The organism is Streptomyces canus (genome assembly GCF_030816965.1).
GTDB classification, from domain to species: domain Bacteria; phylum Actinomycetota; class Actinomycetes; order Streptomycetales; family Streptomycetaceae; genus Streptomyces; species Streptomyces canus_E.
Genome location: NZ_JAUSYQ010000002.1, coordinates 286337 through 302426, shown reverse-complemented (window position 1 = coordinate 302426; position 16090 = coordinate 286337). Strand labels below are relative to the sequence as shown.

The window sequence follows — 16090 nt, the reverse complement described above, 5'->3', positions numbered from 1 at the left end:
GCCGGATATCAGGTGCGTGCCGTGCGGCAGGCCCGGGGGAGTCCTGCCAGGCGAGGGTGACCCGGCAGTCACATGATCAACAACTTTTGTCGGCCAGGCCAAGACGCTTGGCCGCCATCGACAACGCCGGCACGGCGGGGAGGCGATCAGCCCGAGAACCCGACCGGAGAAGATCCATACGGGGGCGGTGGGAGCGTGGCTCCAGCCGCCGGCCCGGCGAACAGGTCGAGGATGATCCGCCTCACGAGGCTCACTCGGAACGCTGCCGTCGAACACCCTGTTCCCCAGCTCCTCCGCATCGGTGCGGGCGTGCGGTTGCTGCTGGCGGCCGATTCGGCGGCAGTGGTGTGGCCGATCGGGGCCTGGGGGAGACGCTCCCGGGAGCGGGTGCAGGAACGCCTGCCCGAGCAGTCGACCCGCCGTACGAAGACACTCCCCGGTGCGACATACTCTCCTGATGAGGTCACGCACGTCCCCGACCAGCCAACCGATCACGATTCGGAGGGCCGTCGCGCGGGATGCCAAACGGCTCACGCGGATCGTGCGCGGCTCAAGCGCCTACGAGGGTAAGTACGCAGCCGCAGTCGCGGGCTACCGGGTCGGTCCTGATTACATCGAGGCACACCGCGCCTTTGTGGCTGTCGGCGCAGACGAGCCTGGAGGCCCGGTCCTCGGGTTCTACTCGCTCGTCCTCGCTCCACCGGAGCTCGACCTGCTGTTCGTCGCCGACGAAGCGCAGGGACGGGGTATTGGACGGCTGCTCGTCGCGCACATGCAGTCCGAGGCCCGTGCCGCCGGGATCGACCGTCTCAAGGTCGTGTCGCATCTTCCCGCCGAGGACTTCTACCACCGCGTCGGTGCTGTGCGGACCGGGACCGCCTTCGCGAACCCGCCCGCCGTGCCGTGGGACCGTCCCGAATTCGAGTTTCGCATTCCTTCGGAATGACGCGATGTGCCGGTTCGCGGGGCACCGGTTTCGCCTGCAACGCGCAGCGGACGATGCTGCCGGTCACCGACCGCGGAGACGCCACCGGGCTGCTGGGACTCTTCCTGCCAGGGCTGCTGACCGCGTCACCGTCGTACGAGGCCGCACAGGTCACTCTGCGCGGGAGCCCGGAGCCCTCCGAGGCCCCCAGTGGCGACACCTTCGACTACGCCCGGGAACGCCGACACCCTGCCCACATCAACCTCCATCCCGGGCGGGCCCAGCTCGCCGGCGCCGGTCACCCCTGGCCACTTGCGTGTCGGGGGAGCGTTGTGCCGGATCCTGTACCCCTGCCGGCCCCCGGCCGGCTCGGCGATCACCTGATCACGGGCGATGACGCAGTTCCGTACCGCATGTGGTGCATGACCGCGTGTCCCGCTCCCTCTTCCAGCGGCACCGGGCGAGCACGAGGACTCCGCCCATTTCATGGAAGTGACCACACAGCCCTGATCCGGCGACCCGCAGCTGTCGACCCGGGTGCACAGGAGTGCGTTCATGCCCGCCGGTGAACTCCCCCTCAATCCCGTCGGCCCGACGCCCGTCCGGGCCAACCGGCCTGCGTACGGCCGCCGTCGGCCGGGTTGTCCGTGAACTCCCCCGAAATTGTCCTTGATCGGTAACGGACGCATCCTGTGGCCGCCGTCGCTCGTCCTGCCAGGTGGTCGCAAGGTGACCAGGGAATCGGCGAGGAACTGCGTGAAGGCGGGACGGACATGGCACGGCACGGCGGGCGGGGCTGGAACGGCAAGGTGCTCGGGGCGGCGCTCGGGGTGACGTTGCTCGCTGCCGGTGCCTCGGTGTGGACCGCGCAGGCCGGAGCGTTGGGCAGCCCGTCGGCCAAGGCGACCACGTCGGCCACGCAGGGAAGTGCCGTCAAGCCGGTCGCGTCGGGCATCGTGCACGCCTCGGACCAGGGGGCGCGCGGGGTCAACATCACCATCGACGACGGCCCCGACCCCGTGTGGACCCCCCAAGTGCTCGATGTGCTGGGCCAGTACGGGGTCAAGGCCACCTTCTGCATGGTGGGCACGCAGGCGCAGGCCCACCCGGACCTGGTCAAGCAGGTGGTCGCGGCCGGTCACCGGCTGTGCGACCACTCGGTGTCCCACGACACCACCATGGACAAGAAGCCCCAGGCCTACCAGGCGCAGGAGATACTGGACGCCGAACGCATGATCACCCAGGCGTCCGGGGGCGTACGGCCGATGTACTACCGGGCCCCCGGCGGCGCCTTCACCCCCTACAGCCGCCACCTCGCCGCCTCCCGGGGCATGCGCCCGCTCGGCTGGAACGTGGACTCCAAGGACTTCGAACGGCCGGGCACGGCCGCCATCGTCGCCACCGTGGAACGGGAGTTGCCTGGCGGGCCGACGATCCTCTTCCACGACGCGGGCGGCGACCGCTCGCAGACCGTCGAGGCCCTGCGCCAGATCCTGCCGCGGCTCAAGGAGCAGGGCTACTCCTACGGCTTTCCCGTGCGCTGAGCCCGGCGGCCCGCGGCAAACCTGTCAGCGCGGCGGTCGGCCGGTCGACCGGTCCATGCGATCGACGCCCCAGCTGCACCACCACACCAGCAGCCCGCCCGCCCTTCGGGCGCCGGTCCCCTGGCCAGGAGGGTACCGGTGTGCCCCCTACTCGACGAAGTCCGGCTGCCAGGGCAACACCTGGAAGTCACCGGTGCCGCTCTTCACGCGTTCGAACGGTGCTGAACTCACGCACCTGGGCAGGTCCTTGGTCTCCACAGGGTTGCCAACGGAGGCCCAGCTGTAGCCCAACCGGTCGTGCCGGCCCACGTCGTGCACGGTGAAGCCCACCCGCTTGCCCTTGGCTCCCGCCAGGTCGCTGCCGGTGATGACACCGGTGGCGACGGCGACCTTCCCGCCGGTCACCAGACAGTCGATCCGCCCCTTCGCCCAGGCGCCCTCGCCGTCGAGGTAGTGGCTGAAGCGGAAGGTCCCGGTGGCCTTCGCCGGATCCATCCGGTGTTCGGCGGCGAGGTGCGCGTCGAAGGTGAAGGTGATGTCGTCCCCGAGCGTCCGGGAGAGCTTGGCGGAACCGGTGAGGGCCGCGGCTTCCCGGGACCCGCCGGAGGCGTCGGACCCGGGCGAACGGCCGGAGGCCGCGGCGGAGGCGGTGCAGGCGATGGCGATCAGGACGGCGGCACCTGCGGCGACCCGGATACGGGTGGAGGCTGACGCACTGCGGCTCATTACAGATCCTTCCTCGTGGATGACGCCCGTGTCCTGCGGGCGTCTTTCCACGGTCCCGTGGCTGACGGAGCATCACATCGCCTGCAGAGCTGACGTATTGCTCCCTCAGCCGGGGCATACCGGTGATCACCATGACCCCGCGGAGGTACGCCTGTACGCCCCCTGGGTCTCACCGTGGCAGCGGGGCCGGGCACGCTCCCGGCGATCGTCTGCCGATCAACGAGACCCCTGCCGCCCAAGGGAGGTGGCCGTGCAGTTTCGTCGGTCGGGCCCGCGCGGATGCGTTCTCGCACTCGCCTACAAGGCCATGCGCGTGGACCGCCCTTGTCACGGGCGCCAACCAAGGACTCGGCCGTGCCCTCGTGGAAGGACTGGCGGCGCGCATGCAGCAGGACGAACAGACAGCCGCGAACCCAACGAGTTCCGGACGGACCATGACGTGCCTGCGGCGACGACCGGGACCGCCGATCCGCCCGCTTGGAGGTCCGCAGCGAACTGCTCTTCCAGAGCTGCCTCTGGTGCGGCACTGCGGCCTACCGCCGTTCGTTCTGCCGCGCCTGTGGCCCCACCGCCTTCAAGCGGGAGGGCCGGTGGCTCCACCGCCTTCAAGCGGGAGCGCAGCACGGGCGCCGGGGCCCTCGTGCGCCGCATCGGCCAATCGCCGCTCAGCACCTGGTTCGTCGCGATGGACGAGGGCTTCACCCTGGTCTGCCAGATCGCCAGGACCGAACCGGCTGTGGCCGGGACAGGGGTGAGAGTACGTGTCGTGCGGGCCGTGGCTCCCCGCGAGCAGGGACTACCCCTCGTCGAACTCACCTATCGGACAACGCCCTTGGAGCGCCGGCGGTGAGAGGACAGGGCACCGGTCATGTCACGTTCGGGGTGCGGCCTCGCTGGGCCCGCCGACCACGTCGTGGGCCGACATCGCCAAACGCAGGGCCACGGCGTGGGTATTCGTCACCATGCCCGACCGGGTCCCCGCCTGAGCGGGGACCGGAAGATGTGACCTGTGACCGCCCTGCCCTACGGTGCGGTCGGGAGCCGACAAAGCCGTATCCGGCCGAGGTGTCGCGCTCGGGCGTTCACGACCGAGTGGTCGACCTGTCAGTGTTCTTCGGGCTGCGCCTCGGCCGCTGGAGTGGTCTCCGCTTCCGGTGCGGTGTAGAAGACGGAGGAACCCTGCTTCGTGCGCTGGGCCTGGCTCCTGGCCACAAGCCCCTCGAGGGTGACGCGTACGACCTTGGTCTTGATGTCACGCTCGGGATGGGCCTGGCCGAGCGTGGCGGCGATTTCCGCAGCGGAGCGCGGTTCGTCCTGCTCGGCGAGGTGGCGGCGGATGAGCCCCACCAAAGTGGGCTGGGCGGCCTTCGTCCCGGACTTGGCGGTGGACTTCTTGGCCGTCGTGCCTTCCTGCGCGGCGGTGGCCTTCCGTGCGGTTTGTTTGCTGCGCGGTGCGGCCTTGGCCTTCTGCCGAGGAGCCGGCACCGTGGCGGTCTCGGTCGAGGGCGTGGCCTCCTTGGTCGTCTGAGTGACGCCGAGCGCCTGCTGGATGTTCACCAGCACGCTGTGATCATGCTGCAGGGCGGCCAACTGCTGTTGCAGGGCAGCGATGTCGCCACTGATGCGTTCCTGCTCCTTGAGGTTGGTCTCGAGATCGGTGGCTACTTGGGTGCTGTACTGGTGTGTCAGTCCCGTGGTGTCGGTCGTGCTCTCGGACATGATGCTGGCCTTTCCTCGGTGTGCGGCCGTGACGCAGAGGCGGAGCGCAACGCTGAACCAGGCGGCGTGGGCTGCACTGGCAGCGCGGATGCCGTAACTGCAACAGAATGCCTTGGCATGGAGATACTACGGACAAGCGGAGCCAACTGTTCCTTGCGCGCAGTCTTTGCTGTTTCGGTGCCGAGGTCATGGCTGTCATGTCCGGTGCGGCGGGGCCGCATTGCAAGGTGGCAGGGCGAGCCATGTGCAGAGAAGAGGGAGGAAGTTCCTGAACGTTTTACGGGCCGGGCTGATCCGTCGCGAAGCCCAACCGGCATAGTGAGAAGACCCCTCATGGGAGGGGGAGGAGTGACTGCGACCGCACGGCCGTACGGTCGCAGTGAAACCGCGCGCTGCGCCGGTTAGGATCCTGGCATGGCCCTGACCTTCAGTGACGTGGATCGGTTCGAGGCGGCCAGGCCGCGTCTCGAGGCCATCGCCTACCGCATGCTCGGCTCGGCGAGCGAGTCGGAGGACGCCGTACAGGAGACGTATCTGCGCTGGCAGGCCGCCGATGTCGGGCGCATCGAGGTGCCCGAGGCATGGCTGACCAAGGTGCTCACCAACCTCTGCCTCAACCAGCTCACGTCGGCCCGTGCGCGACGCGAGACATACGTCGGCCAGTGGCTGCCCGAACCGTTGCTCGAAGGGGACCCGCTGCTGGGCCCGGCGGAGACGGTCGAGCAGCGCGAGTCGGTGTCGTACGCCGTGATGGTCCTCCTGGAGCGGCTCTCGCCCAACGAGCGGGCGGTGTACGTGCTTCGCGAGGCCTTCGCGTACTCCCACCGGGAGATCGCCGAGATCCTGGACCTGAGTGAGGCGGCTAGCCAGCAGATCTTCCATCGCGCGAAGAAGCATGTGGCGCAGGGCAGGGCGCGGGTCGAGATCGACGACGCGGCCGTGCGCCGGATCGTCGAGGAGTTCCTCGCTGCGGCGACCAGTGGTGAGACCCAGCCGTTGATCAAGCTGCTCACCTCGGACGCCACCGCGGTGGGCGACGGCGGCGGCAAGGTGCCGGCCCGGGCCAGTGCCTTCGAGGGCGCACGTGCGGTGGCGAAGTTCCTGCGCGGGTTGTTCAAGCCGGCCCGGGCCAAGCGGGACCTGGTCGGCGGTTCCCCCGACCTCTATGCCGCCACGGTCAACGGCGGCCCTGCGGTCGTCGCGGTGGTCGACGGGCGTGTCTTCGGCATCATGTGCCTGGAGCGCACGGACGAGGGCATCGTCGCGGTGCGCAGCCAGGTCAATCCGGACAAGCTGGAGCGGGCGACGCAGCGTTGGGCGGCGGGCGATTTCGGTCCTCCGGTCCTGACCGAAGCCCTCTGACTCCTGTGACGCAGGTCACTCTGGTCTCCTGTCAGGAATCGGCGGGCTGCCCGGTTCAAGGGGCGTGACCGGGCCAGAAGGCACCGGACCCGCGCAGACAGGAGCAGGAAAATGCAGCATCGCATCATCGTCCTCGGCGCCGGCTACTCCGGCGCGATCGCGGCAGGCCGACTCGCCAAGCGGCTGCGTCGTGAGGACGTCGCCATCACCCTCGTCAACGCAGAGCCCGACTTCGTCGAGCGGGTCCGGATGCACCAGTTGGCTGTGGGCCAGGAGCTGAAGCCGCGCCCGCTGCGCGAGATGTTCGCGGGCACGGGAGTCGAGCTGAAGATCGCGAAGGTCACGTCGATCGACGTGGACCGCAAGACCGTCGCGGTGCAGGGCGCCGAGGGGAGGGCGGAACTGCCGTACGACACCCTCGTCTACGCCCTCGGCAGCGGAGCCGACGACAACGACGTCCCCGGTGTCGCCGAGCACGCCCACCAGATCGCGAGCCGCCCCGGCGCGCTCCGGCTCCGCGAGCGCCTGAGCCGGCTCGCCGAGGGCGAGGCGGTCCTCGTCGTGGGCGGCGGCCTGACCGGCCTGGAGTTCTCGACGGAGGTGGCCGAGGCCCGCCCGGACCTCGACATCAACCTCGTCACGCGCGCCGGACTGGGCGACTGGCTCTCCCCGAAGGGTCGCGCGCACCTGCGCAAGGTCATCGACAGGCTCGGCATCACGGTGTACGAGAACGCCGCGGTGACCGCGGTCGAGGCGGACCAGGTCACGACCGCGGACGGCCGGACCCTCCCGGCTGCCGTCACCGTATGGACCACGGGCTTCACGGTGCACCCGCTGGCCGCGGCCACCAGCCTCGAACTAGCGGACACCGGGCGCATAGTGGTCGACGCGACGATGCGCTCGATCTCGCACCCGGACGTGTACGTGATCGGCGACGCCGGCCACGCACTGGGCGCCGGTGACAAGCCGCTGCGCATGTCCTGCGCCTCTGGCACCCCTATGGCCTGGCAGGCCGCCGACTCCATCGCCGCCCGCCTGACCGGCGGCAAGCTCCCGAACGCCCTGCTGCGCTACTTCAACCAGTGCATCTCTCTCGGCCGCAAGGAGGGCCTGATCCAGTTCGTCACCGCCGACGACCGCTCTGTGGACCACGCCCTGACCGGCCGCTTCGCGGCCCGTTACAAGGAGCTGATCTGCAAGGGCGCGGCCTGGGGCGTCGCCAACCCGACGATGGGCATTCCGGTACGGCGGCGACGGGTGGTGGCCGGCCGGGTCGCGTCGGAGGGGGCGGCGCGGGTGTCGGCGTGATGTACGGCTTTGTGCGCGACATGGAGGTCTCGGTCTGCGGTGGGGTCTTCCCCGGCGCATGAGACGGAACCGGTGACGGGCTGCGTGCGGGCTCGGCCCGCCGACGTCACAGTGACTCCGCAAGCCTGGCGCCTCTTCGTGAGCCCGCTGCTGCCACGGCCGGCGACCACCCAGCTCAGTACCGAGCCGGCCGATGGGCCGACCGCCCGGCATGACTGAGCTGGGACCCGTCGCCCGGCCCCTGCCCCGATCGCGACCGAGCGGCCTGTGCTGCGCGAGCCCGAGTCCCGGACCGTACGGCGCCGTCCGGACCGTATGGGATGCAGTCGGCCCTGCGGGAAACGTTGGTCGCAGGCCGGGCGGGTTGAGGTGGCGCTGTTCCGTGGTCTTCGACCTGTCACACAGCCCTGACGCGGCGGGGCCACTGAGCGTTGACGCATGCCGATATAGGCATATGATGACGTCATGGCACGAGCGGCAACAACCTCGGACGCGTTCAACGCGATCGCCGAACCGCAGCGGCGGGAGATCCTGCTGCTGCTCCGGGGCGGCGAGCGGCCGGTGACCGACCTGGCGCAGGACCTGGGGATGACGCAGCCGCAGGCGTCCAAGCACCTGCGGGTTCTCCGGGAGGTAGGCCTCGTGCGGGTCCGCGGGGCGGGCAAGCAGCGGCTGTACGGCCTGGACGCCCGCGGGCTGCGCCCGGTCCACGAGTGGGTGGGCGGCTTCGAGCGGTTCTGGAGCGAGAGCTTCGACCGGCTGAACGAGTACGTGCGAGATCTGCAACAGGCAAGACAGGAGGAACCAGCGAATGACGACGACCAGCAGCGGCGCTGAGTCCGACCGCATTAGGGCGGAGCGCGAGATCGTGATCTCCCGGGCCATCGGCGCCCCACGGGAGCTGGTGTTCGAGGCGTTCACGCAGGTCCGGCACCTGGCGCGATGGTGGGGACCGGAAGGGTTCACCACCACGACGCGGTCCTTCGAGTTCCGCGTCGGCGGGGCCTGGGACTTCGTGATGCACGGGCCGGACGGGACCGACTACCAGGAGTGGATCACCTGGCGGGAGATCGTCCCGCCGGAGCGGATCGCGCTGCTGCACGGCGAGTCCCGCGACGACCCCAACGCATTCGAGTCGGTCCTGGCCTTCCAGTCGGCCGGCGACGACACCCGGATCGTGATGCGCACGGTGTTCCCCAGCAAGGAACTCCGCGACGAGGCGGTGGAGAAGTACCGCGCGATCGAGGGCGGCGAGCAGACCCTGAACAACTTGGCGGCCTACGTCGCCGAACTCACCCGGAACGACACCGGCCGCAGTGAGACCACCCCGAAGGAAGCGGAGAGCTGATGGCCGGGAAGGTGTTCTTCAGCGTGACGATGTCGCTCGACGGCTTCATGGCACCCGAGCCCGTGCCGCCCGAGGACGCCTTCTCGCCCGAGAAGCAGGACGATCCGAGGGTCAGGCGCTGGATGTCGAGGTGGGCGGAACTGCAGGCGTGGGCCTTCCCGCAGCGGTGGTTCCGGGAGAACCTCAAGCTCGGCGAGGGCGGCGAGGAAGGACTCGACAACGACATCGCACGGGCGACGTACGAGCGCACCGGCGCGAGTGTCATGGGCAAGCGCATGTTCGAGGCCGGCGAGCCGGCATGGCCGGAGGAGGCGCCGTTCCACACCCCGGTTTTCGTCGTCACCCACACCCGGCGTGACCCGTGGGAGCGGCCGGGCGGTACCACCTTCCACTTCGTCAACGACGGCATCGGGAGCGCCCTCGACAAGGCCCGCGAGGCAGCCCGTGACCGCGACGTGCGCATCGCAGGCGGCGCCGAGACGATCCAGGAGTATCTGGACAGCGGCGTGATCGACGAGTTCTCCATCACCCTCGCACCCGTACTGTTCGGCACCGGCATCCGCCTGTTCGACCGCGTGGACCCCGACCGCCTCTCTCTCGCCCAGACCGGGGCCGACGCATCGTCCCGAGTGACCCATCTGACCTACACCGTCGGTAAACGCTAGCCCGCGTTCCCCCAGCGTGCGGGCAGGCGTGTCCCCGCAGGACCAGGTGCCGGTCGGTCAGGTCAGCTCGTCAGTCAGGTCCGGCAATCGAACGCGCATGCCTTGAGACCGCAGGCGATGTCGCCGATGTCGGCTCGGGTGAAGAGCGGCGCGGGACCGCTCGGGTCGCGGGAGGCACTCGAGCTCGAGGTGGAGAGTCCGCGCGGGGGCGTTGACATCCGCGGAATTCGCCGCCCAATGTACTGCCGGCAGCGACCGGCGAGCCGACGCGGTCCGGGCCGCGCACAGCACCTTCGTCGCCAGCCCCCGCTCGTACGCTCCTGACACAAAGAACCGGATCGCCATTTCGCCGACACAGTGCCCGTCAGCTGGGCAGCTGTGGCACCGTCGAGCCAGTGCCGGCCCGCCGGTTCCCCCGAGCTAGTTGTATTGACCCAAGGGTTGTTGACGCGGCTGATGGGTGGTTGGCCGTCGAGTGCGGTGTGGCACCGGTGGTAGTTGTAGGTGTGGACGAAGTCGGCCGGAGCTTCGGTGCGTTCGGCGTTGCTGGAGTACGGGCGCACGGATGCCCATTCGTCAAGCAGCTCACGAGGCTCGGCCGATGGCGGGACGGTCCTGCGGCCGGTCAGCCACCGGGCGAGGCCTCGATGAGCGCTCCGGCCACGGCGGCAGCAGCGGCTCGATCAGCATCCACCAGTCGGCGTCCACGGTCCACGGCCGGGTACTCACACCCTCCCGAACGGCCGAATCGTCACACCGGTCACGCCCGACCGCGCGACACACCGCCTCCGTCTGAGGCTGTTCGCGCCGTACTTGGTGCTGGTGGCCACCCCCTTTCGGCATCGGCTCGCGACCTGGGGGACCTGCCGCCCAGCCCCGGGACCAGAACCGCCGCCACTGCCAGGTGCATCAGAGCGAGGGAGACCCGGGTGCCGCTGTCCATGCCGTCGCCGATGAACGGCAGGAAGGAAACGGCCAGTACGGCGCCGGCCACCCCGGTCCAGATGGCGCGGGCGCGCCGCGCCCCGAACCGCTCCAGGGCGGCCAGCAGTCCCCAGCCGGAGAGCGACGCGAGCAGTGCGAGGACGCCCACAGGCACGGCGCCGATGTCGAGTGTCTGCTCGCCGTCGGTGATCCGCAGCCGGTGCCCCAGCAGGGGGTCCGCGACCAGCCACACCAGGACGGGGGCCAGGACGGCCAGGGCCGCAACCCCCAGGCGCCTTCTCCTCACGCTCACTTGGGGCCCTCCGAGAGCGCCCCGTGCAGGAAGACCTCCACCAGCTCCTGTGGGGTCAGGTCGGGCTCGTCGTCCGTACGCGGCTGGGTGAAGAGCAGCCCGAAGAAGAGGGCCGCGATCTGCTCCGGCGGCCGGCGCAGAGCGGCCCTGTCGGGCTCCAGCAGATCCGCCAGGGCCGCGCGGATACGGGTCGTCGACTCGGTGCGGCCCGCGCCGCGCACCGTACCGGGGTGCTTGCCGCCGCCATGCCCCAGCGAGCCCGCGATCGCGCCCATCCTGGACAGGTGTGCCTGCAGTGCCTCGGCCGCCTCCGCGAGCCGGTCGGGCAGGGGCTGGGACACGTCGATCGCGTCGAGTTCGCGAATCGCGTGCTCGGGGGAGAGTGCCTCGGCCATGCAGGCCCGCAGCAGCTCGTCCTTGTCGGCGAAGACCCGGAAGATCGTTCCCTCGCCGATGCCCGCGGCGCGGGCGATCTTCGCGGTCGTCACCGCGGCACCGTACTCGGCGATCAGCGGGATCGCGGTCTGGATGATCATCGCGCGCCGCTCCTCCGGCGACATGGCGGGGGCGCGGCGGCGGGTGGTCTGGTTCTCCTTGGGTGCTGTCATGACTACGAGACTACGGAGTGAGTCCTCACTCCGTCAATGAGTGAGGACTCACTCCGCTCAACTTATCTGCCACTCGTCCTGACGTCCTGCCCATCGCTGTCGGCCCTTGACAATAGGCAGGTGAATACCTGCATATTGGTGGTGTGAGCCTCGAAGCAACAGCGATGGACTCGGTGTTCAAGGCGCTGGCCGATCCCACTCGGCGGCTCCTGCTCGACCGGCTGCGCGAGCACAACGGGCAGACTCTGCGCGAACTGTGCGAGTGCCTCGGCATGGCGCGCCAGTCGGTGACGCAGCACCTGGACATCCTCGTGCGGGCCAGTCTCGTCACCGTGATACGGCGCGGCCGGGAGCGGCTGCACTACCTCAACCCGGCCCCGATCCACGAGATCGAGGAGCGCTGGATCTCCGGCTTCGACAAACCCCGCCTGCAAGCGATCAGCGCCATCAAGCACCAGGCAGAGGAGTACGCCATGACCAACGCACCCACACCGGTGCCGGACTACGTATACGTCACCTACATCCGCGCCAGTGCGGAGCAGGTGTGGCAAGCCCTGACCGACGCCGACCTGACGGCGCGCTACTGGGGACACGCCAACGTCTCCGACTGGCAGCCGGGCTCGGCCTGGGAACACCGGCGAGCCGACGGGTCAGGCAAGATCGACGTGGTGGGCCGTGTCCTGGAGGCCGAGCCCCCGACCCGGCTGGTCATCACCTTTGACGACGCCCCCGATGCCGAATCGCCGAGAGAGCCGTCTGTCGTCACCTTTCTCGTCGAACCGCATCAGGACATCGTCCGCCTCACCGTGACCCACGAGAACCTCCCCAACCAGGAGATGCTGGGCGGTATCTCGGCCGGCTGGCCGGCCGTGCTGGCGAACCTCAAGTCGATGCTGGAGACCGGCGAGGTCCTGCCACAGGCGCCCTGGGAGATGTCCCGCACCCACACCTGAGCCGCGACTCCCCGCCTCTTGCTCATCCCGCATACGCCCGCACAGAGAGGTGCAAGACATGCTGGACACTGCCCCGCTCCAGGACGCCTACCGCGCACTGCTCGACGCAGCCGCCACAGTGGCCGACGCCGATGACCCCGACCCCGCCCCGCCAGAAGGCGAGTGGAACGCCGACCAGATCCTTGCGCACGTCTCTCTCATCAGCGCCGCCACCATCGCCTCCGTCGCGGGTATCGCAGCGGGGGCCAACACGACGTACGACAACCGGATCGCCCTCGACACCTGGACCATCGAGCAAACCATCGCGCACGCAGGCGACAACGCCGGGCTCCGGGACCGCATCAGCGGCCAGGCAGCCGCCCTGTGCGCACTCGCCGGAGGTGCGGCGCTCAGCGACGCCGAGCTCAGTACCCCAGTGCCCGCACGGCTCCTGTCCCACGACACCCTCCTGGTCGATCAGCCTATGTCGCTGCGCGACATCGTCACTGGCCTGGCGGAGGCAGAACTCCCCGGCCACACGAAACAACTCCTCGCCCTCCTCCCCGACCGGTCCAGTGCCGAGGCCACGCGGTGACCAGGTCACAGCAATCCTGACTGCGGCTCGGCAGGCTGATGTTCGGGGAACTTGCCGATACTGATGCGCTGTTGGCCGTAGTCCGTGGTGTGCGGCCTGGGCCTGACGGCGTTCTCCTGCGCGCTCGTCCTGGTGGTCTGCGGCATGCTCTCCGCGCACGTCATCAGCGGCCAGGTCGATCACGCTATCGGCTACACCCACAACGACATATGCCCGCTGCGCCTGCATCGCCCCCTGATACGGGCCGCCCGGGTGCAGACCTCGCCATCGCCGGCACCCTCATGGCCGGACTGTCCCTGCTGACGGGGAGCCTGGTCATGCCGGGCGCGGCCGGCCTCATGGGCATGGATGCCTCCCACCTGCCGCTGCTGGGGCTGTACTCGGTGTGTGCCATCGCCGTCTCCGGGATGGGTGCCCTCACTTTGCTCGCCGTGTTCGGAACGCCGGGCATGCTGGTGGTCACGCTGGTCTGCATCGGGATGGCGGTGCCGACGGCCGGTGCCACCACGCCGCTTCGGGCGTTGCCCGGCTTCTACCGCTTCCTGGCGGAGTTCGAGCCGCTGCGGCCAATCACCGGCGGCATCCGCTCGATCCTCTACTACGACGCCCAGGGTGACGCGGGTCTGGCCCAGGGCTGGGTGATGATGGCCGTCGGCCTGGCGGCGGCCGCGCTGTTCGGCTTCGGCGTGACCGGCTGGTACGACCGCAAGGGACTGCACCGCATCGCCGGGAGGAAGCCCGAGAAGACCACCGCCCCGGCGTAGCGGGCGCGTACAAGGCGTCACGGCTCGACGCGGATCTTCTCCGAGATCGTGCCGAGCCTCTGAGTGGTCTTCAGGTGCGCGCGATCGCCGGGCGCCACCCGGACACCCCGTGGAAACCGATCGGTTTCTATTTTGTCCGATTCGAGTTAACCTCGCGGTATGACGACCAAAGTGAAGCCAAGCCCCAGAGAGCGGCTGCTGGAGGCAGCGGCCACGCTCACCTACCGAGAAGGTGTCGGCATCGGCGTCGAGGCGCTGTGCAAGGCGGCGGGGGTGTCCAAGCGTTCCATGTACCAGCTGTTCGAGAGCAAGGACGAACTGCTGGCGGCGAGCTTGGAGGAACGCGCCGCTGACTACGTGGCCGCGCTCCTGCCGCCGACGGACGATGGCCGCTCACCGCGCGAGCGGATCCTGCACGTCTTCGAGCGGGTGGAGTCGCAGGCCGGTGCCCCCGAGTTCCGGGGCTGCCGGTACCTGGCTGTGCAGATCGAGCTCAAGAATCAGACCCACCCCGCGAGCCGGGTGGCCCACCGGATCAAAGCGAACCTCACGGACTTTTTCCGTTCCGAGGCCGAACAGGGCGGCGCGAGCGATCCCGACCTGCTGGCCCGCCAGCTCATCCTGGTCTTCGACGGCGCCAGCGCCCGCGCGGGAATCCAGGCCGACAACCTGACCGGGCTCATCGCGCCCACGGTGACAACCCTGCTCGATACGGCAGGCGTGCGCTGACGCGCGCCGTCCTCCAGAGGCCCGGTGACCGAACCGCGCTTGCGGGTTGATGCGCGTCTCCGGCAGCGGGCGCAGCACCCGCGGCCTCACGCCCTTGCTCTCCGACCATCGAGGGAAGGGCCGATGGCCATGACGACGTGGTGCGCGAATGAGGCCAGGGTTGGTGTAGGGCCCAGTGCGGTGCCGTGGAGGATGATCGGTGGATGCGCCCGTTGAAGCACGGCTATACCAACCACACCGTCGGCGACGGATCGGTGGTGGAGAAGACCTACGAAGGTCCCGATGCGGGGATCAGACGGGCGCGGGAGTACGCGTTGTTGACCCGGTTGCAGGGGAAGCTGCCTGTACCTCCGGTGCGTGGCGTGAGCGACGGGGTTCTCACGCTCGGGTTCGTGGCCGGTGCGCCGGGCCAGGAACTGGTGGAGGCGGGTCACGCGGCGCAGGTCCTGAAAGCCTGCGGGGTGCTTTTGCGTCGCATCCATGAGACCGCGCCGAGCGTTCTCGGGGCGGGTGCGCACGATGCCGGCAAGGTGCTCGTCCACGGGGACTTCGGGCCCAACAACCTGCTCCTGGACCCGGTGTCCTTCCGGGTCACCGCCGTGGTCGACTGGGAGTTCGCACACCTTGGTGACGCGGTCGAGGATCTGGCCTGGTGCGAGTGGATCGTGCGGATGCACCACGCCGAGCACCGCCAGGAACTCGACCACTTCTTCAAGGCCTACGGCGGGGCCGTGCCCGCGTGGCCGGTTCGCCGGGCCGCCATGCTGGCCAGGTGCGCCGACCTGGAGCAGTTCTGCCGCCGAGCGGATCCGAACGGTCCAGGGGTGAGGCAGTGGCAGGAGCGCGCCGCCGCGACAGCGGGCTGGCAGGAACAGTCCGGGACCGGCCGGGCGCAGGAGCGGCCGTGATGTGAGGAAGGCCGTGCGGGTCTGTTGTGACGGATTCCCTGGCTCGCACGCCCTTGCCCCACCTGTCCTCACCGGCCTGTCGGGCCGTCGACTCGGTGCGCTGGTCGGCGAGTTGGCCCAGGCATGGACGGCCTCGAGGAGGGACGCCTGCGCGACCGGTGGGGACGTGACCGCCTCCGTACAGCGGGGCGTGGCCGGATCTCCGGTTGGCCCTCAGCGACCGGTTCATTGGCACACGGCTCGTCCTGCGCTTCCAGGTTCGGGCCCGCGGCCCGGTCGTGATCTACGGGGTGAACCCCTCCGCGGTCACCCAGGCCGTCCAGGCGATCCGCCGGCTGGTAGCCGCCCGTAAGGACGTCTTCGCCTATCTCGCGACCGGCAGGCGGGCCGCGTGCATTCGTGTCGGGCAAGACGCGGCAGACGACGCTCTCGCGGCTCTCCTGTGCACCGATCCTGGCCATGTCGTGACTGTGGCGGGCACCGGCCGGCAGGTGCCTGGCGAGGACGAGGCCCCATCGCCGGCAACGGCGCCCGGCAGACCGTTGACCTTCCGGCTGGTGAGGTGACCGCCCGGCCGGCATGCCGGGGGAAGAACCAGAGCGCTGTGTCGGCCTCGAACCTGGGGGGTTCCATGTGCTTGCCCGCCTCGGTGTACTCCAGCTTCGCCTGCGAGACGAAGGTGGCGAGCCGTGCTGTTTGCCGGTCCGGCAACTTTGTGTG

The 16090-nt window shown here is 69.6% G+C and carries 17 protein-coding genes and 1 pseudogene; 13 read left to right on the top strand and 5 right to left on the bottom strand.

The features are described 5' to 3' along the window. Window positions 1-457 precede the first annotated feature (457 nt). Both QF027_RS02290 and QF027_RS02285 read left to right on the top strand, forming a co-directional pair. Window positions 458-946, top strand: coding sequence for a GNAT family N-acetyltransferase (locus QF027_RS02290; RefSeq protein WP_307072263.1), 489 nt, complete (start codon window positions 458-460; stop codon window positions 944-946). A gap of 752 nt (window positions 947-1698) precedes the next feature. Beyond that, window positions 1699-2469: a polysaccharide deacetylase family protein gene (locus QF027_RS02285; RefSeq protein WP_307072262.1), complete on the top strand. Its 771-nt coding sequence runs from the start codon at window positions 1699-1701 to the stop codon at window positions 2467-2469. A 147-nt stretch (window positions 2470-2616) separates the two neighbouring features. On the opposite strand, the gene QF027_RS02280 is transcribed toward QF027_RS02285, so the two are convergent. Beyond that, window positions 2617-3195 (bottom strand): hypothetical protein, encoded by a 579-nt coding sequence (locus QF027_RS02280; RefSeq protein WP_307072261.1) that lies wholly within the window; start codon window positions 3193-3195, stop codon window positions 2617-2619. 1104 nt (window positions 3196-4299) lie between these two features. Then, the gene (locus tag QF027_RS02275) at window positions 4300-4914 is read right to left on the bottom strand and encodes a hypothetical protein (RefSeq protein ID WP_307072260.1); all 615 of its coding nucleotides are present in this window, start codon (window positions 4912-4914) and stop codon (window positions 4300-4302) included. Between the two features lie 414 nt (window positions 4915-5328). On the opposite strand from QF027_RS02275, the gene QF027_RS02270 reads away from it, so the two are divergent. The 5 genes from QF027_RS02270 (at window position 5329) to QF027_RS02250 (ending at window position 9597) form a co-directional block, all read left to right on the top strand. Then, window positions 5329-6276, top strand: a complete 948-nt coding sequence (locus tag QF027_RS02270; RefSeq protein ID WP_306986382.1) for an RNA polymerase sigma-70 factor — start codon at window positions 5329-5331, stop codon at window positions 6274-6276. Between the two features lie 111 nt (window positions 6277-6387). Then, a complete protein-coding gene (locus tag QF027_RS02265; RefSeq protein ID WP_307072259.1) occupies window positions 6388-7584 on the top strand; it encodes an NAD(P)/FAD-dependent oxidoreductase in 1197 nt (398 codons plus the stop codon). A gap of 465 nt (window positions 7585-8049) precedes the next feature. Next, window positions 8050-8421 (top strand): ArsR/SmtB family transcription factor, encoded by a 372-nt coding sequence (locus QF027_RS02260; RefSeq protein ID WP_307072258.1) that lies wholly within the window; start codon window positions 8050-8052, stop codon window positions 8419-8421. Next, window positions 8396-8932, top strand: a complete 537-nt coding sequence (locus QF027_RS02255) for an SRPBCC family protein (RefSeq protein ID WP_307072257.1) — start codon at window positions 8396-8398, stop codon at window positions 8930-8932. Before QF027_RS02260 ends, QF027_RS02255 begins: the two co-directional genes overlap by 26 nt. Next, window positions 8932-9597, top strand: coding sequence for a dihydrofolate reductase family protein (locus QF027_RS02250; protein WP_307072256.1), 666 nt, complete (start codon window positions 8932-8934; stop codon window positions 9595-9597). The genes QF027_RS02255 and QF027_RS02250 overlap by 1 nt, the downstream gene beginning before the upstream one ends. 437 nt (window positions 9598-10034) lie before the next feature. Here the strand turns inward: QF027_RS02250 and QF027_RS02245 are convergent. From QF027_RS02245 to QF027_RS02235, 3 genes and pseudogenes are all read right to left on the bottom strand, one after another. Beyond that, window positions 10035-10187, bottom strand: a pseudogene (locus QF027_RS02245) (IS481 family transposase); the annotation flags it as partial. A gap of 170 nt (window positions 10188-10357) precedes the next feature. Beyond that, window positions 10358-10834: a DUF6069 family protein gene (locus QF027_RS02240; RefSeq protein ID WP_307072255.1), complete on the bottom strand. Its 477-nt coding sequence runs from the start codon at window positions 10832-10834 to the stop codon at window positions 10358-10360. Continuing rightward, the gene (locus QF027_RS02235) at window positions 10831-11442 is read right to left on the bottom strand and encodes a TetR/AcrR family transcriptional regulator (RefSeq protein ID WP_307072254.1); all 612 of its coding nucleotides are present in this window, start codon (window positions 11440-11442) and stop codon (window positions 10831-10833) included. The genes QF027_RS02240 and QF027_RS02235 overlap by 4 nt, the downstream gene beginning before the upstream one ends. A gap of 164 nt (window positions 11443-11606) precedes the next feature. Between QF027_RS02235 and QF027_RS02230 the strand changes: the two genes are divergently transcribed. The 6 genes from QF027_RS02230 to QF027_RS02205 all read left to right on the top strand — a co-directional run bounded on the left by QF027_RS02230 (window position 11607) and on the right by QF027_RS02205 (window position 15936). Next, entirely contained in the window at window positions 11607-12395 is a 789-nt protein-coding gene (locus tag QF027_RS02230; RefSeq protein WP_307082242.1) for an ArsR/SmtB family transcription factor, read from the top strand. A gap of 58 nt (window positions 12396-12453) precedes the next feature. Further along, window positions 12454-12969 (top strand): hypothetical protein, encoded by a 516-nt coding sequence (locus QF027_RS02225; RefSeq protein WP_306986389.1) that lies wholly within the window; start codon window positions 12454-12456, stop codon window positions 12967-12969. Between the two features lie 281 nt (window positions 12970-13250). Beyond that, window positions 13251-13733, top strand: coding sequence for a DUF3533 domain-containing protein (locus QF027_RS02220; RefSeq protein WP_307072253.1), 483 nt, complete (start codon window positions 13251-13253; stop codon window positions 13731-13733). Window positions 13734-13892: 159 nt separating this feature from the next. Beyond that, window positions 13893-14462, top strand: coding sequence for a TetR/AcrR family transcriptional regulator (locus tag QF027_RS02215; RefSeq protein WP_306986391.1), 570 nt, complete (start codon window positions 13893-13895; stop codon window positions 14460-14462). Window positions 14463-14665: 203 nt separating this feature from the next. Next, window positions 14666-15370: a phosphotransferase family protein gene (locus tag QF027_RS02210; protein WP_307072252.1), complete on the top strand. Its 705-nt coding sequence runs from the start codon at window positions 14666-14668 to the stop codon at window positions 15368-15370. A gap of 206 nt (window positions 15371-15576) precedes the next feature. Then, a complete protein-coding gene (locus tag QF027_RS02205; protein WP_307072251.1) occupies window positions 15577-15936 on the top strand; it encodes a hypothetical protein in 360 nt (119 codons plus the stop codon). Window positions 15937-16090 lie beyond the last annotated feature (154 nt).